This window comes from Dyadobacter soli (assembly GCF_900101885.1).
GTDB lineage: Bacteria > Bacteroidota > Bacteroidia > Cytophagales > Spirosomataceae > Dyadobacter > Dyadobacter soli.
This window is the reverse complement of sequence record NZ_FNAN01000009.1, coordinates 85,505-103,463: the sequence shown is the minus strand read 5'-3', so window position 1 is coordinate 103,463 and position 17,959 is coordinate 85,505. Positions and strand designations below refer to the sequence as shown.

General features: G+C 51.8%; 8 protein-coding genes. 6 read left to right on the top strand and 2 right to left on the bottom strand.

The window, feature by feature from the left end:
• Positions 1 to 69 precede the first annotated feature (69 nt).
• Positions 70 to 2,001 (bottom strand): DUF3857 domain-containing transglutaminase family protein, encoded by a 1,932-nt coding sequence (locus tag BLQ88_RS15715; protein ID WP_090151803.1) that lies wholly within the window; start codon positions 1,999 to 2,001, stop codon positions 70 to 72.
• A 15-nt stretch (positions 2,002 to 2,016) separates the two neighbouring features.
• Positions 2,017 to 4,056, bottom strand: coding sequence for a DUF3858 domain-containing protein (locus BLQ88_RS15710; RefSeq protein ID WP_090151800.1), 2,040 nt, complete (start codon positions 4,054 to 4,056; stop codon positions 2,017 to 2,019).
• Between the two features lie 216 nt (positions 4,057 to 4,272).
• Here BLQ88_RS15710 and BLQ88_RS15705 point away from each other — a divergent pair, with 216 nt between their 5' ends.
• The 6 genes from BLQ88_RS15705 (at position 4,273) to BLQ88_RS15680 (ending at position 17,898) form a co-directional block, all read left to right on the top strand.
• Positions 4,273 to 5,364: a Gfo/Idh/MocA family protein gene (locus BLQ88_RS15705; RefSeq protein WP_090151797.1), complete on the top strand. Its 1,092-nt coding sequence runs from the start codon at positions 4,273 to 4,275 to the stop codon at positions 5,362 to 5,364.
• A gap of 238 nt (positions 5,365 to 5,602) precedes the next feature.
• Positions 5,603 to 8,719 carry a SusC/RagA family TonB-linked outer membrane protein gene (locus tag BLQ88_RS15700; protein ID WP_090151794.1) on the top strand — a complete coding sequence of 1,039 codons (3,117 nt, stop codon included), beginning with the start codon at positions 5,603 to 5,605 and terminating at the stop codon, positions 8,717 to 8,719.
• A gap of 23 nt (positions 8,720 to 8,742) precedes the next feature.
• Complete coding sequence (locus BLQ88_RS15695; protein WP_090151791.1) at positions 8,743 to 10,254, top strand: RagB/SusD family nutrient uptake outer membrane protein; 1,512 nt, start codon at positions 8,743 to 8,745, stop codon at positions 10,252 to 10,254.
• A gap of 629 nt (positions 10,255 to 10,883) precedes the next feature.
• The gene (locus tag BLQ88_RS15690; protein ID WP_090151789.1) at positions 10,884 to 14,114 is read left to right on the top strand and encodes a SusC/RagA family TonB-linked outer membrane protein; all 3,231 of its coding nucleotides are present in this window, start codon (positions 10,884 to 10,886) and stop codon (positions 14,112 to 14,114) included.
• Between the two features lie 26 nt (positions 14,115 to 14,140).
• Entirely contained in the window at positions 14,141 to 15,724 is a 1,584-nt protein-coding gene (locus BLQ88_RS15685; RefSeq protein ID WP_090151786.1) for a RagB/SusD family nutrient uptake outer membrane protein, read from the top strand.
• Positions 15,725 to 15,849: 125 nt separating this feature from the next.
• Positions 15,850 to 17,898, top strand: a complete 2,049-nt coding sequence (locus BLQ88_RS15680; protein WP_143016857.1) for a T9SS type A sorting domain-containing protein — start codon at positions 15,850 to 15,852, stop codon at positions 17,896 to 17,898.
• Positions 17,899 to 17,959 lie beyond the last annotated feature (61 nt).

Below are 17,959 nucleotides of genomic sequence, written 5' to 3'. Positions count from 1 at the left end.
GCTTCCATGCGGATATTCACATGTTTTAATCAATTCCTTACATATTTTAACATACTCCCCAAAATCGCCTTAAAGCTTGTTTTCGACGAACACCACCTGCGCCCTGTCGGCCTTTCTGATCTTTTTAAGGAAATCGACCCACGCTGCAAAATCCTTCGATCCGTAGCGTCCGCCGTTCATTACCACTTTCCTCGCGCAAATGAGCTTGTTATTCTCGAACGTCGTTTTCATTTCATAGCTGCCGAATGCGGAAGCGATCTGGAATGCGGGCAATGTGGTTTCCAATTTGTAATTGGCAGGAACTTCGTACGATACCGTATCAAGATCGGTAAAGTTGTAATCCGAAACCGGCAGATAGAAATCCGTCGTGCGCTCAGTCACGGCAGGGAGCTCGAACGGCCGGCTCAGCAGGCTCGGCTTGACAAACAGGCGGGTACCTGTTTTGGTGGCGCAGTTGCGGACGTTCAATGTCAGTTTTTCGGTAACGGAAGGGTCCTGGCCCTGGATCAGTTCAAATCGCTGCAAGTCGAGGCTGGGCAGGTTAATGTGGTTCAAAAGCCATTTCTTCTGCTCTTCCTTGGAGCCGCTGTTGATCACCCTCGCGCGGCTTTCGTGCTGCAAGCCGGTGTACAGTACTTTTACGTCCACCTCGCCATCGCCGGTCTCGCCGAGTTTTACAAGCGCACGGCTGTTCCGCACGTTCTGGATCGCCTTGTAATCCTGCGTACGCACGAGCTTGCCGCCATCAGGCGTCACGAGCAACGCATAGCGCCCGCCCGTGAAAGAGCCCATAAAGTTGGGTTTCGTCGTTTGGCTCGTACATTCGAGCCACATAGTGTCTTTATCCACTACCGCACAGGCAATGGCATGGTTGAACTGGTTGGAAGGGAAATCGGGCTTGATCACTTCCTCATCACCGGCCCTGATCAATGCGGTATAGCAATTAATACCCACCGATCGCAATGCTGCCAGGGTAAAGTTGGTCAATGCCTTGCAATCGCCGTATCCGGTGTTCGCTACGGTTGTCGCATCAATGGTTTGCCAGCCGCCGATGCCCAGCTGAATGCTTACATACCGGGATTTGGCTTGCATCCATTTGTATATCAATTCGGCTTTCTCGCGCTCCGAGCGGGCGGATTTCGTCAATGCTTTTACTTCGGCCGCTACCGCAGGCGGCAACGCGTCGCGGCCAGCATTCAGGGTGCCGTAGAATTTGCCGAAATCCTCCCAGCTATTGAAATTGCCTTTGTAATCCTGTACCTCGAAATCGGAAGGAGCTGCCATCACCAGCGGAGTCCGGTCGATGGCCGGCAACTGGTACAAGTCGCTCGACTTCCGGGCGGGCTGGTCTTTCATCGACCATTCATAAACGTCCACCCCCTCGGCTCCTTTGGATTTCACGACAGCGGGCACACCATTGTATTCCTTGTACCGGAATTTGAACCCGGCCGGTGCGAGAATGCGGTACACCGACAACTCCGCCGCCGAACCCTCTTCCTGATCGGGCGACCAGCCTGGGTAGGACATCATATTGCGGTCACGGACTTCGTACACATATTCAATGGTGTAGGGATAGGCGTAGCTTTTCTTACCGAAACTGGCCAGTTTCACACGGGCATCGGAAATATTGTCGGCTCCGCCGCCGTAGCCGTAGTCTTCGATTTCCGAATTCCGCAGCTTTTTGACCTGCTTGCCGCTTGCATCGTAAATATTGCCGCTGATGTCTATGATTTTGGTAAACTTGTCGTAGCGCACCCGCAGTTGCCCGTGCCCATCCTCTCCTTTTTCATTCAATACCGTCACTACCGACCGGCATTTCATCACCGCCTCGGCCTGGGATTTGATTTCCCACACCGTTTCGTCCAGCCGCACCACCGCATCGGCATCTTTTAAAAGTACCGGGTTGATTTTGGTAATGTTGAAATCCGTTTGCCCGAAAACTGCCGGCGACATCAGACATATCACCACGATACGCCCGAGCATTGATTTTAACTTTTGCATGAAAACGAGAGGATATTAAATGTTCTTTTTCTTGATCACCAATGGCTGCGCATGCTTCTGTACGACGCGCTCGAAAAATTCTTTGAGATCCGCATACTCTTCGGACAAGAAGCGTGTGCGGCTGACGATGATTGTCGAATTCACCTGAATGACGTTGCCTACCTGGCGCACCTGGTAAGAGAACTTCCCTCCCTTATCGGGCAGCACGATGATTTCCGCTTTCGGCATTTCCTCCAATGCATAGCCATCCGGCAATGTAAAATTTCCGATAAACGATGCCGAAATGCCCGTGCCCAGGTCGATCGGGTAAATGCGTTCTTTGGCTTTTAGCGGATTCTTCGTCCATCGCCCCGCCAGTACCGGATTGAAATAGAACACGGCCGGCGATGCGTTTTCATCCTCCATTTCAAACTGGCAAGTCACATTGACGGTGCCTTTGAAATCCTCCGCTTTGTTCTGGATCGCTACTTTCTGAATGTTCCATTCGGGTACCGCTTTTTTCAGGTCGTCGTGAAATACATTGTCGCCTTCGGCACCATATTTGGACCGCCAGTCGAGCGCTTCGTAGCCACCATATGAAATGCTGTAACTTCCTTTAATGGTACCGTCTTCGGGAACGATGTTGGCGGTGATCATTTCGAGTTTGCTTTGCGAGTCGGCAGGAATGATTTCCAGGAAGCGGCCTTTTCCTTTTTTAGGAATAATTCTTCCAACGCCGTTCAATGCCCTTTCGGGTAGCAGCCCCGGCTTCGCAAATGATTCCGAGGCATCCAGAAAGTACGCTTTCTCTCCGATCTTCACGTGTGCTATCACATAGTTGAAGCTTTCCAGCATCGGGATTTCCTGGTGCAGGTAACCATGCGCACGCGTGCTGAGCAGCACAGGGTCGCATTCGAGGTCCAGTTCGCGCAGCAGCACGGTCAGCATCAGGTTAATGTCGCATGCATTGCCTTTGCGGTTATCATACGCCTTTTTGATGCCCCCAGCTGCGAAAAGGCCCGAATACCCATCCCACTTCATGCGCTCCTGAATGTGCCTGTATGCGAGGTTCATGCGTTCGAGCGGGTCGGTGCTTTTCGCGGCGATTTCATCACGCATATCTTTCAGGAACCCGCTCTTCCGGAGCTCGCCGCCAAACCACGTGGCTTCGTCGAGCGTCCTTTCCACGTTGTCCCACGTTTGCGAAAAGTTCTTTTTCATTTCGCCGGGCACATTAATGCTCGCGAGTTCGAAGTTGATTTTGGATACATAATCCGACGCCGTCGTGATGAATGGCTCATTGACGAACGCGGGCACATCTTTGATCACAAAACGGTAGGAAAGTCCCGGCCCGTCATAAGTCGAATGCCCGACAGATACGTTTAACGGTTCCTGCTTGTGGATATCCAAAGGGATGTAGCCGCCCATGGTCATCTTGTAATCGAGGAAACCCGGGATAATAATGTTGTACTCACTCCATTTACGCGGTACCGCTCCCTGAAACGTCCAGATTTCCGGCTCATGCCGCACACTCATCGGCGAAACGCGCGAGTACGAATACTCGATAATCGAACCTTTTTTCGCATTGGGAAGGTTAAACTTTACAGTAGTCTGGGTATCGCTCGTTTTTTCGCGACGGATCGCCTTCTTTTCGAGCTCGGTGCGGACGATCTGGTTGTTTTCGAGATTGTAGGTATAACCTTTCAGGTCCTCCACCCACTCCTGGTCCTTGTAGCTGGAACCCATGTAGTAGGGTATGTCAACCGATGCTCTTTCAAGCGCCGATTCTTTGAGGATCTTGACACGGACCCAAATGTTGGTCGTCATCATCAAGCCTCTGAGGTTGTCGTACGAGAAGGTCACTTTGCCGTAGTCGTAGAGAAAAACAGCCTCGGCGGTACTGTCGCCGGGATAGGCATTCATTTCAAGCGAAGCACGGTCGATCAGCCCCAGTTTGGGTTTGAAATCATCTTGCGCGAAAGCCTGGAAAATGAAGAAAAACAGCAGGAACGGGATGGACAAAACATTCCTGCGGCACAGACGGGACAGTCTGATAGGAAGTAAAAAGTAAGTCATGAACAAGTAGATGAGGAGTAACAAAATTCATGCATTATCGTACAGTTATTTCTATTTTCAAAGAGAATTTTATCACCGATGCGGGATTTTTTTTCACTTAGCCCGAAACTGGCCGAATACGGATTTTAATGCCTAATTTTGACAGACAAAGCGGACTGCAACGTTGCCTCCCGCTTGTTCCTGCTAACCCATAATCTTAACATTTATCTTTAATCTATGTCATCTTTTGAAAACGAAAGCCCCATCCGCGTACTGGTAGTCGGTTGCGGGAATATGGGTGCTTCCCATGCTTTTGCCTACCAGCTGCTGGACGGTTTCGAGATCTGCGGGATCGTTTCGACCGGAAAGAGCAAGGAGGTATTGAATGAAAAACTCGGCGGCGGTTACGCCCTTTTCAGCGACTACGAAACAGCGCTGAACGAAACGAAGCCCGACGCGGTTTGTATCTCCACTTACCCCGATACGCACGAAGATTTCGCAGTGAAAGCGCTCGAAGCAGGCGCACACGTGTTTATCGAAAAACCGCTTGCCGACACCGTAGACGGCGCAAAACGCGTGGTGGAAGCTGCTAAAAAAGCCAACAAAAAAGTGGTCGTAGGCTACATCCTCCGTGTACACCCGTCGTGGGAGCGTTTCGTAACGGAAGCGCAGGGCCTGGGCAAGCCGCTGGTCATGCGTATGAACCTCAACCAGCAAAGCCATGGCTATATGTGGGGCGTTCACCGCAACCTCATGAAGAGCCTCAGCCCGATTGTGGACTGCGGCGTGCATTACATCGACGTAATGTGCCAGATGACCCGCTCTAAGCCGCTCCGTGTGAATGCGATCGGCGCGCGTTTGACCGAAGATATTCCGGCAGGAAACTATAATTACGGCCAGCTGCAAATCTGGTTTGAAGACGGTTCGGTAGGCTGGTATGAAGCGGGCTGGGGCCCGATGATCAGCGAAACGGCATTCTTCGTGAAAGACGTAATCGGCCCGAAAGGATCGGCGTCGATTGTAGCGAAAGATGCGGGCGGCAGCGGCAAATCATCTTCCGTAGAAGCGCATACGAAAACCGAATCGATCCGCGTACACCACGCCGACCTGAACGGTTCGGATGAATTTGTAAAAGAAGATACCTGGATCAACCTCGAAGACGAGCCGGACCACCAGGAGCTTTGCAACCGCGAGCAGCGCTACTTCCTGCGCGCGATCACCGAGAACCTCGATCTGACCGACCATTTGCAGGATGCAGTGATGAGTTTGCAGATCGCATTCGCCTGCGACGAGTCGGTGAAGACCGGCCGCACCGTGGATCTCGTTTAATATACCAACACCATTTCATAGCCCTGTTCCGGTTCCGGAGCAGGGCTATTTGTTTATACATTACTACAAGCGCGGGTAAAAATATAGCAGCCTGATCTTCTTGCATTAAATCGAGATTAATTTCGATAATTCAAACAAACCTAACCCATTCCTGCCTATGCAACATCCGTACGCGTGATTTGCGCAGCCGCGCCAGCCAGTACTTCTTATTTTCATTACTACTCCAAAAACCTAACAAATGAAAAAGAAAACTACTCCCCTGCGTGTAGCGCCGTCCGGCGTTATACCACATTCTTCTTTGCCCCAGTTAATTGTTTTCCTGCTGCTATCGGTTGCCGCAATGGCGGCCGGCCCGAAGGACAAGACCATCAAAGGCAGGATTACCGATTCCGAAAACAGTTCCGCATTACCCGGTGTGAATGTCATCGTCAAAGGCACCAGCCAGGGCACTTCGTCCAATTCGGACGGGAATTACGAAATCAATGTGAATGACAACAGTGCAGTACTGGTTTTCAGCTTTGTAGGCTATGAAAAGCTGGAAGTGCCCGTAGGCGAGCGTACCACGGTGGACGTGGTCATGAAAGTGGATAGCAAGAGTATGGACGAAGTGGTGGTGATCGGCTACGGAACCGTCCGCAAGAGCGATCTTACCGGTTCGGTGGGTGCTATCAAGGGCGAAAAGCTGCTCGACAGGCAGGCGACCAACGTGGCGCAGTCGTTACAGGGTCGCATTCCCGGTGTGGATGTGGCGGTGAACTCCTCCGCCCCCGGGTACCAGCCGCGCATTCGCATACGGGGGGTGGGTTCTATCAATTCAAGTCTTGAACCATTGTATGTGATCGACGGCATTGTGGGGGTAAGTAATCCAAACCTGCTGAACCCCAACGATATCGAATCACTTGAAGTATTGAAAGATGCATCGGCAACGGCCATTTACGGTGCGCGCGGCGCCAACGGGGTGATTATCATTACCACCAAACGCGGCAAATCGGGGACGACGCAGATTTCCTACGATGTGTGGGGATCTTACATTACCCCTGCCAGCCGCCTCGGAACGCTTACCGCCGACGAATTCATGCAGGTGTACAACACGGCCTACGACAATGCCGCCAAATTCGACGAGCAGGGTTTCAAAGACGGCAAATATGTGCGCAACCTGCCTGCCAACTTCCCTAACCTGTTCGATGCCAATGGCAAGCCCAAATACAATACCGACTGGGAAAAGGAAATTTACAAGCCCACCTGGGCACAGAACCACGAGCTGGCCGTGCGTGGCGGCGGCGAGAAGAGCGCTTACAGCATTTCGGTTGGCTACACCGACCAGGGCGGTCTGATGCGGAATTCTAATCTGACACGCTATTCAGCCAAGCTGACGCTCGATAATGACGCGACGAAATGGCTGAAAGTCGGGGGTAGCATTTTCCTCAACAAAGCGGTGATCAAGGAAGTAGACGGCGGCTCGGGCGGGCTGAACGTACCGCGGATGGTATTCGAAGCCATTCCTATTTTACCAACCAAATACCCCGACGGCAGCTGGGGCCGTAACAAGGACTGGCCCGGTATGGAAGGCGGTGAAAACCCCGTACGCATTGCCGACCAACGCACACAGACCAACCCCCGTACCGAAATCCTGGGTAGTTTGTATTCCAATATCAAATTTACCCCTGACCTTAGTCTCCGTACCAATTACAGCTACGAGCTGCGCTTCGATAAAAACAACTTCTACTCCGGCCGCGATCTGAATGCATTGTCGGCGGACCAGAAGGGCTCGGCCAGCATTTCGGCCAACAACGAGTTTTACTGGCAGTTTGAGAATTATTTCAATTACAACAAAACCTTCGGCGACCACAACATTTCCGCATTGCTCGGTTTATCGTGGCAAAAACGGTCGTGGGAAAACTTCGGTGTGACGGCGCAGAACTTCATCGACGATTACTGGGGCTGGCACAATGTGAACGTGGGCAATACCTTGGTGAAACCCAGCTCGGGAGATGGTGAATGGTCGCTAAACTCCTACTTCGCGCGCTTCAACTATGGTTTCCGCGACCGCTACCTGTTCACATTCACCGGACGCTACGATGGTGCGTCGAAATTTGGGGCCAATAACAAATATGCATTCTTCCCTTCGGCGGCCGTAGCCTGGAATGTGACCAACGAGGAGTTCCTGAAATCCAACAGTGTGCTTACAAACCTGAAAATCCGCGCCAGTTACGGTAAAACGGGTAACCAGGAAATAGGAAACTACGCATCGCAGCAATTTCTGGGCACCGGTGACGTGCTCCTGGGCGGCTCGCGGCAGACGTTCGTGTGGCGGAGCTCCTTCGGTAACCCCGATTTGCGCTGGGAATATACCAACCAGCTCGACATCGGTGCCGACATCGGCCTGTTCAACAACCGTATCGACCTGACTTTTGATTATTACAAAAAAGTCACCAAAGACCTGCTTCTGAATGCGCCTATTCCATGGTCGACAGGCCTTAGCTCTGTAACTCAGAACATTGGCTCGGTGCAAAACACCGGTATCGAAATCGGCATCAACAGCCGCAACATTTCCACGGAGAAATTCACATGGAGCACCAACGTGGCATTCTCGGCGAACAAAAATAAAGTGCTCAAACTCGGCAGAAACGGCGACGATATTTTCCCCGGCCCCAACTTCCTCGGTAATACCAACATTCTCCGCATCGGCCAGCCGATCGGTACGCTGTGGGGTTACCGCCGCCTTGGAACGTGGGGTACCGCGGAAGCCGACGAAGCCGCGAAGTACAACCGCCTGCCGGGTGATTTGAAATGGGAGGATATCAACAAGGACGGCAAGATCGACGGTAAGGATGAGACTATCATCGGCCGCTCCTATCCGAAATGGAACATGAACATTTCAAACTCATTCCAGCTTGGCAAGTTCGACCTTTCATTCGATATCCGCATTGTGATGGGGGTAAACACCGTGAATGCGACCAAACACTCCGTGGAAGACCGCCAGGCCATCGCCAGCAGCTCCCGCACGGTGCTGAATGCCTGGACACCCGAAAACCAGAACACGCACATTGCCCAGATCCGCCACTACAATGCCGGTTATGACACGCACATGGACGACTGGTGGGTGGAAGACGGCTCGTTTATCCGTGGCCAGAACATCATGCTGGGCTATTCGCTGCCGACCAAGTTCGGGAAGGTCAACTTCCAGCGCCTGCGCATTTACGCCAGCGCGCAGAACTTCTTCCTGATCGACGATTATTCGGGTTACGATCCGGAAGCGCTTACAGGTTTCGGCGGGCAGTTGAATGCGAACATGGAGTTCTTCCAGTACCCGCGTCCGCGTACCTACAACCTCGGTTTGAACATTGTTTTTTAAGGTGATCCAAAACTGACTTTCACATGAAAAAGCATATTCTTTATACTTGTATGGTCCTGGGAATGGCGTCCTGCAACGACTTCCTGACCGAAAATCCAACCGGCCAGCTCACCACCGGCTCTTCCGTTTCCAGTCCTGAAATCGCCCGGGCATTCGTGGATGGCGCCTACTCGCAAATCACGACTTTCAACAATGGCGGCGGCGGCTGGGGCGGCAACAATGCGTCCCTCGTGGAATTCATGACCGGCAAAGCCGACGGCAACTCGCAAACCGAAGCATTCAAATTCTTCAACCTCGAATACGATGCACGGGCGTTTTACATCGACAACTGGTGGTCGGGAATGTATTCGGGCATTGCGCGTGCCAACCTAGCCATTCAGAAGATTGGGGAAATCACCACATTGCCGGCCGCGACAAAGACCAATATGATCGCCGAAGCGCGGGCAATGCGTGCATTATACTATTTCCAACTGGTGCGTATGTTCGGAGATATACCGAAGATCACGACGCTCATTACCTCGCTGGACGACGTGCAGACGCCGCGTTCCCCGGTGAAGGAGATTTACGACGAGATCATCATTCCTGACCTTCTGGAAGCGGAAAAGTCTACATTACCCTGGCGTGACACCGCCGGACGGATGTCGATGGGCGCCATCAAAACGCTCCTCGCGCACGTATACCTGACCTACGCGGGCTTCCCCGCGCAAGGAGGCATGCCCGCCTATACGGAATCGGCCAAGCGGTCGAAGGAGATCATCGACAACGGTGCATTCTCCCTGTTTGCGGAGTACACCGACATGATCATGCCCGCGAGCCGTAACCAGACCGAGTTTATTTTCCAGGTTCAGCACGAAAAGGATATCCGTAACAACGGCCTTACGCCGGTAACTTTACCCGCATTCAACGGCATTGCTTCCTACTCCGATGAGTATGGCGGCCTGTTGCCGCGGAAAGAGTTTGTGGAAAGCTTCGAGAAGGGCGACAAGCGTGCCAAAGAGAAGCAATTCTTTTACACCTACTACAAAGGCCACCCGAGCGATTACCCCGCCGGCGACCCGCGGCGCGACAGTCTGAACCTCGGCGGTTACTACATTTACAAGTGGTTTGATAAACAAGCCATTGACAGCGACGCCAAGGCGAACATTAACTATACGATATACCGTTATGCGGAAGTATTGCTGATGTACGCCGAGGCATCCAACCGCGTGGAGGGAAAACCGAACGCGCAGGCACAAAAAGCTTTGAACGATATCCGTAAACGTGCACAGCTACCGGCGGTGACAACGACTAATGTCGACGAGTTTGAAAAAGCCGTCTGGGCAGAACGCTACTTCGAACTTTGCTATGAAGGCAAGATGTGGTTCGACATGCTCCGTACCCGGAAGGTGCGCAATGACCTGACGAAACAATGGGACAATTTTGTGGGACACAAGACGGTTTACAGCAAAACCTTCGCCGAAAAGAACCTGCTTTTGCCCATCCCACAGCGTGAGACTGACAACAACAAATCGTTGCAGCAGAATATAGGATTTTAGCTCCAAACCGGCGAGATCCTGATCCTTAATTATAGGATTTTTGCACAAAGCCACCTCTCGGAGACCCACTCCGGAGGTGGTTTTTTTGGTTCAAAATTCGTGACGTAACTAGCTGATTTACTGCGCAAAAGCACCCCATTTTTACCGATATTATGCAAACGTTTGCATAAAAATTTACATATTTTCCCCTGCCTTTATTCGAAATCTATTGTTAAATATTATAATATTGCAACGCGTTTTCTTAAAGACTTTTATTAATACGAAACTGACGCCACAGACTATTTAACATTAACAGGCAGATTACAGGTGCAGTCCCGAAATCCGCCGTCCATTCCATCCTCCGTCAGAGAAAACGTAACGTATCTTTTTTGCCTTTTTTGACAAGTGCAGTCAGGAGATGTGATCATAATTTGATTTCAAAACCTTGGCTAGGATAGTTGCGGCCGCGATGGAATGTGATTTATTGAATACCAACTATAATTTTTTAACTACTCGCCGAAACCATTTTAACTGTAAACCGTAAACTATGATTAAACAAAAAACGCAAAAGCCTAACGAACAGAGATCTAAGACTAAAATTCTACGTGTTTTCCAAGACTGCATGAAAAACGTTTAACAAGCCTTACTACATGAAAATTTCCGATACCTATCCATGGTTGTTCCAAATGCGGAACATCCGTAACTCTTTATTGCTCCTGCCCGCGCTCGCAAGCCCATTGCTGGTGAACGCAGCCCTCGCCAACTCCGGCATTACAACGACAATCCGCGCTGATAAAACAATCAAAGGAAAAATCACCGACAAGGAAACCAACGACGGTCTTCCAGGTGTGAACGTTGTCGTGAAAGGTACCAGCAGCGGTACTACCACTGACGGAGACGGTAACTATACGCTTTCCGTACCTGATAATGCAACGCTGGTTTTCAGCTTTGTAGGTTACATCAGCCAGGAAGTAGTTGTCGGTAACCGCACTACCCTTGACCTTTCACTAGCCGCTGATTCCAAAGCACTTAGCGAAGTAGTCGTGATCGGGTACGGTACCGCGAAGAAATCCGACCTTACCGGTTCCGTAGGTTCCGTAAAAGAAGAACAACTGAGAGAGCGCCCTGCTCCTTCATTGAACCAGGCATTGCAGGGTAAAATCTCGGGTGTGCAGGTGAACGTAAACTCGGGTCGTCCGGGTGGCCGTGCCAACGTACGTATCCGTGGTTTCAGCTCCATCAACTCGTCCAACAACCCGTTGTACGTGGTGGATGGTGTAATGCTTCCACAAGGTAACCAGAACCAGCAGAGCCAGGCGATCGACTTTATCAACCCGAACGACATCGTGTCGGTAGAGGTGTTGAAAGATGCTTCGTCCACGGCGATCTACGGTGCGCGTGGTGCCAACGGGGTTATCATGATTACCACCAAAAAAGGTAAATCAGGCGAAAGCACCATTACTTATGGTCTGGACCTGAGCGTACCGACAGTGGGCCCGAAAAGAGCGAAAGTGTTGAACGCCCAGCAATATATGGACGTGGAAGACCTTTCCTACAAGAACATGGAGAAGTTCGACAAGGCTGGCTGGGACGCGGGTAAATACAAAACCCACGATCCGCTCGTACGTCGTGCGCAGTTGTTCGCTGCCCACCCGGAGGTTTTCACCAAACGCGCGGATGGCACATTTGCTCCTAACTACGATACCGACTGGTTCGACGAATCTACTCAAAACCGTGTATCTCAAAACCACCAGCTTGGTTTCAGCGGCGGTAACGAGCGCACAACCTACTCGTTGTCACTCAACTACCGCGACGACCAGGGTCTGATCAAAACGTCTTACCTGAAACGCTATTCTACCCGTTTCAGCATCGACGACCAGGTGAAGAAATGGTTGCGTCTCGGAGGTACTCTGAGCTACAACAACCAGGCTGAAAACCTCGTCGATATCAACGACGCCGTACCTCGCCAGATGGTGGAAGATTTCCCTTTCCTTCCGGTGAAATGGGCGGATGGATCTTATGCCAACAACCGCGATTATCCGGGTGCTGAGGGTTCTTTCAGCTCGGTACACCGTTTGATGGGACGTAAGTTCAACCTGAACACGCAAACTACCCTGGGTAGCCTTTACGGAAACGTTACACTTGCCAAAGGCCTCGAATTCCGGAGCGTATTGGGTGTGAACGTGATCAACCAGGAAGTAAACCAGTCGCAAACGCGTACATTGACTCCTGGTGAACTGGGTACTGCCAGAAAAGAAACCAGAAAAGAGACTTTCTGGTCATGGGAGAACTTGTTGACCTATAACAAAACATTCGGTATCCACTCGATCAACGCCCTTGTCGGTATTTCATGGCAGGAAACGAATGTGGCTACAACCGGTGTAGGCGCACAGAACTTCTCTACGGATTACTACACATTCGATAACCTCGGTGCAGGTTCAGTAGCTCCTTCGTCCAGCCCTTACGTTTCGGGTGCATCACGTTTTGCATTTAACTCGTATTTCGGCCGTTTGAACTATACCTTGCTCGACAAATACCTTGTTACCGTAACAGGACGTGCGGATGGTTCTTCCAAATTCGGGGACAACCACAAATTTGCATTCTTCCCGTCGGCGGCTTTGGCATGGAAAGTGTCTGATGAAGAGTTCCTGAAAGGCAACCCGATCATTTCAAGCTTGAAACTTCGTACCAGCTACGGTTTGACAGGTAACTCGGAAATTCCTCCATACTCGTCACTCGGCTTGCTGCGGTCTAACTATGGTGCTGTTTACGGCGACACCCGTTTCGGTGGAACCGGTATCAACAGGCTTGCCAACAACGATTTGCGTTGGGAAAAAACAGCTCAGACAGACGGTGGTTTGGAAATCAGCTTCCTGAAAGGCAGAATCTCACTCGAAGCGGATTACTACTATCGTAAAACCACCGACATGCTTCTCGATGCGCCCGTACCACGTACCAGCGGTTACGCGACGATCAGAAAGAACATCGGTTCGATGGAGAACAAAGGTTTCGAATTCGGTTTGAACACGACGAACATCGAAAAGGAGAACTTCTCATGGAACACCAGCTTCAATATCTCGTTCAACAGGAACAAAGTGTTGTCATTGGCGACTCCTGCTGACATCTTCGGAGTGGGCGGTCCTTCGATCACCAACCAGACCAGTGTTATCCGTATCGGCGAACCGGCAGGTGCATTCTGGGGATTGACCCGTCTGGGAACTTGGAGCACAGAAGAAGCTGACCAGGCTGCTAAATTCACCAGCTACCGTGGTAACCTGAAAATGCTTCCAGGTGATATCAAGTACAAAGACGTGAACGGCGACAATGCGATCACCGATGCCGACCGCGGCATTATCGGTAACGGTTCTCCAAAAGGATGGGGATCACTTTCTAACAGCGTTCGTTTCCACGGCTTCGACCTTACCCTCGACCTGCAATTCTCGTACGGAAACGACCTGATGGACATGAACCTGCACGCCAGCGAAGACCGCCAGGCATTGGCGAACAGCTACGCTACCGTGTTGGATGCATGGACTCCTGAAAACCAGAACACGCCGATCGCACAAATCCGCGATACCAAGGCTGGTTACGTGACCAACGTGGATACGCGCTGGATCTTCGACGGTTCGTTCATCCGTGGCCGCAACCTGTTGCTGGGTTACAACTTCCCATCGGAAATTGCGAGCAAGCTGAAAATGAGCAAACTGAGACTTTATGTTTCTGCTCAGAACTTCTTTATCATCAGCAAATATCCGTTCGGCGATCCTGAGCAGACTCCAATCCGCGGTGGTGATGGCGACAACGTATTCTCGCAAGGTATGATCTGGCACAGCTATCCTAAACCAACCACATTCCTGGGAGGTATTCAGGTTGCATTCTAATCGACGGGACCGTTGTATCATTCAAAATGACATTCAGCATGAAACTTAATAACAAAAAATTCTATCAATTTTTGCTCTGCGGAGCGATCCTGCTGGGACCGACTGCTTGCTCCGACTTCCTCGATGAGCAAGATCCGTCGAACTTGCAACCGGATACCTTCTATACCATCCCTGACCACGCGGAAGCAGCCATTGCGGCTACTTATGCGGAAATGCGTTTCTTCGGTGATGGCGCCGGTATCTTTTCGGCCAACTGGCAGATGCTCGAAGCCCCAACGGGTACCGCTACTACCGAAACAGGCCAGAACTCCGACCTGAACAACCTGTATGCCCTCATTTACGACGGTAACACAGGCCATATCAGCAACTGGTGGAACGGCTTGTACCGTGTGATCGCGAATGCGAACCTGGCGATCGAAAAGATCCCGGGCATTCAGTTCCCTGCCGCAAACGAGGCTCAGAAAGTGCGTTTGATGGGTGAAGCGCGTTTCCTTCGCGCTTGGGCTTATTTCTATGCAGTAAGATTGTGGGGCGATGTACCATTGGTTACCAAGCCACAAACGACGGAATCCGAAGATTTCTTCGCTTCCAGAACGCCGCAGGAAGAAGTTTACAAACTGATCGTGGAAGACCTTCAAGCTGCCGAAGCTGCCGGTTTCGCTGATTTCAACACCAACGGGCGTGTCTCCAAAATGGCAGTGAAAGCTTACCTGGCGAAAGTGTACCTCACAATGGCTGGCTTCCCTTTGTCAAAAGGACAGTCGCACTACACGCTGGCTGCCGAAAAAGCGCTCGAAGTAATCAACTACGCTAAGGCTAACCCTTCCACGCTTGGCCTGTTCAACACTTACAAGGAGCTGCACGACGAGAAGCTGAAAAACCGTATGGAGCATTTGTTCCAGATCCAGTACAACACCGTAGTGGCAGGTTTCCCGCTGAACGATTTCTTCCCGAACTTCAAGGCGGTAACCTACTCAGGACCTAGCGGAACAGGTAGCACCGTGCCAACGAAATCGTTCTACGAGTCGTACGAAACAGGCGACCTCCGTACCAAAGATCAGGAAGGCTGGTTCTATACCACCTACTTCACCAATGGTACCGGCGATCGGTTCGAGCTGGGCGCTCCTTACGTGTTCAAGTACTTCAACATCGCGGCATTGGGTGGCCCAGGCATCACTCCTACCCGTCTGAACAACCTGAACGTAAACCAGATGCGCTATTCTGACGTGTTGCTGATGTTTGCAGAAGCACAAGCTGAACTGGGTAGCGTTACCACGCCAGCATACGAAGCATTCAAGGCGATCCGCGACCGCGCGAAGCTAACAACCCCAGCTGCCGGCACTTACACTGCTGCTTCCTTCAAAGAGGCGGTATGGAAAGAGCGTTGGCACGAATTCGCTTACGAAGGCATTACCTGGTTCGACATGGTACGTCTGCGTAAGGTGTTCAATGAGGAAACCAAGAAGTTCGACAACTTCGTGGGCCACAGAAACCTCAACGTGAGCGGTGGTGCTCCTTTGCTGGAAAAACACCTGTTGTTCCCATTGGGCATCCAGGAAATGAGGAACAACCCGAACCTGAAACCTCAGAACCCGGGTTATCAGCAATAATTTCTTATCTTAGTTTCCAAGCCGGCCTTCATCTGAGGGCCGGCTTTTTTCGTTCTTATGGCTGCCCCCTGCCGAAAATCATTTTCCTTTATATTCACGAACAGATTTACCCAATCGATTTGCAGATGCTGGAATGGATTCGTCTTGCTGCCGGAGGCCGCACATATTGCCGGATAGTGATCATCTGCCTTGTCATAGGCATCATACCGGTGAAGGCGCAACTCGTCATCACAAGCCCTGTATCAAACCAGGTAATGCAGCGTAATGCAGCAGGCACTGCCGCCATTTCGGTCACGGGTTACGCACATTACCCTTATACGCGCGTCGACGCCTCGCTGGTCCCCATCGAAGGCAATGCAAATGCCGCACAGGAGCAAGAGTTCGATGCCAGGCAGCTCAGCGAAGGTTTTTTCCATACTTCATTCACCGCCCGCACCGGCTGGTACCGACTCAAACTTACCGGTACGGCTGGAAACGGCATTGTCGACTCGGCAGTGGTAGACCGTGTGGGCGTAGGCGAAGTTTTCCTCGTAACCGGTAATTCCAATGCCATGGGCCTGCCAGGGCTCGGCGCAAAGGATGCTTCCGCGAATGTGGTCTCATTCAATGCGATCAATAAAACACTCAACACCGAAAACATTACCGTTGCCCCCGACAGCCCGATGCCCCCTCCGGCTTTTGAGCCACTCAAAAGTGCCGGTAATATTTTTCCCAATGGAGAAACTTCGTGGTATTGGGGCGAACTGGGTGATTTACTATTTCAAAGATGGAAAACGCCGGTGCTGTTTTTCAATGCGGCCTGGGCAGCTGCGAATGCCGAGAATTACCGCGACGCGGCTTCGGGTGTGGATGCTTACAATTTATATGTAGGGAAATTCTGGCCCAACCGGCAACCCTATTCCAATATCGTCAACACGATGCGCTACCTGACCGCATTGACGGGCGTGAGGGCGGTGCTATGGTCGCACGGGGAAAATGACGCACAGCTGGGTTTCAACGAGGAGCAGTATTTCGATGGCATCCGGACGCTCATTCAAAACGGTCGGCGGGATTCAGGCTACAACATTGCCTGGTACATCGCCCGAAATTCGGCCAGTAATCAGCTGAAAGACCCCTACCTGCCCGTGCTGAATGCCCAAAACCGCCTGATCGCATTGCCCGGTTTCAATGCATTCCAGGGGCCTTTTCTCGACACGATCCAGATCCCCCGCCCGGCTTCCTCGCATTTTGAAAACGTGCCCGGCGGCATTCAGGGCCTCTCGCTGGCAGCCAGGGCCTGGAACAGAAGCCTGGCAGATACCTCCATTGCGAAGACCGTCCCGCTACAACCCGCGTACGCATTGCACACAGGGGTAACACCCGCCAATGTGTACCCGGGCGCGACATTCGATCTGCCGTTTACAATCTCGCGCAATGCGCCGGCCGTATTGCAAATCGCCGCCGAACTGCTGGATGTGCAAGGGCAGTTTGTTGCGCAGATTGGTACAGGCAATGCCACACCGCTCAAAATTCAAGTACCGACCAACATCCCCGACGGCCAATACCATATCCGGCTCACCGGCTTAAACCCGATACTTCCCGGCAGCGTTTCGCAACCGGTTTACGTCGAGCGCTCGTCGCGGAGCGTCCAGTATGTCAATACCATCGGCGTACGGAATGCGGGGGGCGATATTCACATTGCCTGGGCTGTGGCGCCGGTACCCGGGCTGGCATCGATGACGGTCCAGAAAACGACGGACGGCTCGCAATACATTGATCTCGAAACCTTACCGGCTCCGGCGACCGGCACATCCGGCGTATTCGCTTTCACGGATGAAAATGCAGGCAGCGGGACAATCTTTTACAGGGTTAAAATGGTGTATTCCAATGGCACTATCGCCTATTCGACGATCATCACATTGTTCCGCGAGGGTGCTCCTGCTCCCTGGACTATTTTCCCTAATCCGGTAACGCAGCAGCAGTTTTACATTATTCCTGCTTCCACGGGCACTGAAACCGGCATTACCTGCCGCCTTTTCGACGCAGCCGGTCGCGAACATCCCATTCAAAGCTCGGCACGGGAGGCGGTCGGTCTGCTCTCCGTTCGGCCGCGCTACCCTTTACCGGCCGGGAAATATGTACTTCAAGTGACATCCGGCGGTCAGAAGCGGGCACAAAGCGTTGTTTTCTATTAATACAAACTATATCTTGCTAATAGTCAACATCTTCCAACTATCACCTAACCCGGCGTGTCCA

Coding starts and splice junctions, on each gene's coding strand:
- BLQ88_RS15715 (WP_090151803.1), bottom strand. CDS start 2,001: ATGCAAAAGTTAAAATCAATGCTCGGGCGTATCGTGGTGATATGTCTG.
- BLQ88_RS15710 (WP_090151800.1), bottom strand. CDS start 4,056: ATGACTTACTTTTTACTTCCTATCAGACTGTCCCGTCTGTGCCGCAGG.
- BLQ88_RS15705 (WP_090151797.1), top strand. CDS start 4,273: ATGTCATCTTTTGAAAACGAAAGCCCCATCCGCGTACTGGTAGTCGGT.
- BLQ88_RS15700 (WP_090151794.1), top strand. CDS start 5,603: ATGAAAAAGAAAACTACTCCCCTGCGTGTAGCGCCGTCCGGCGTTATA.
- BLQ88_RS15695 (WP_090151791.1), top strand. CDS start 8,743: ATGAAAAAGCATATTCTTTATACTTGTATGGTCCTGGGAATGGCGTCC.
- BLQ88_RS15690 (WP_090151789.1), top strand. CDS start 10,884: ATGAAAATTTCCGATACCTATCCATGGTTGTTCCAAATGCGGAACATC.
- BLQ88_RS15685 (WP_090151786.1), top strand. CDS start 14,141: ATGACATTCAGCATGAAACTTAATAACAAAAAATTCTATCAATTTTTG.
- BLQ88_RS15680 (WP_143016857.1), top strand. CDS start 15,850: ATGCTGGAATGGATTCGTCTTGCTGCCGGAGGCCGCACATATTGCCGG.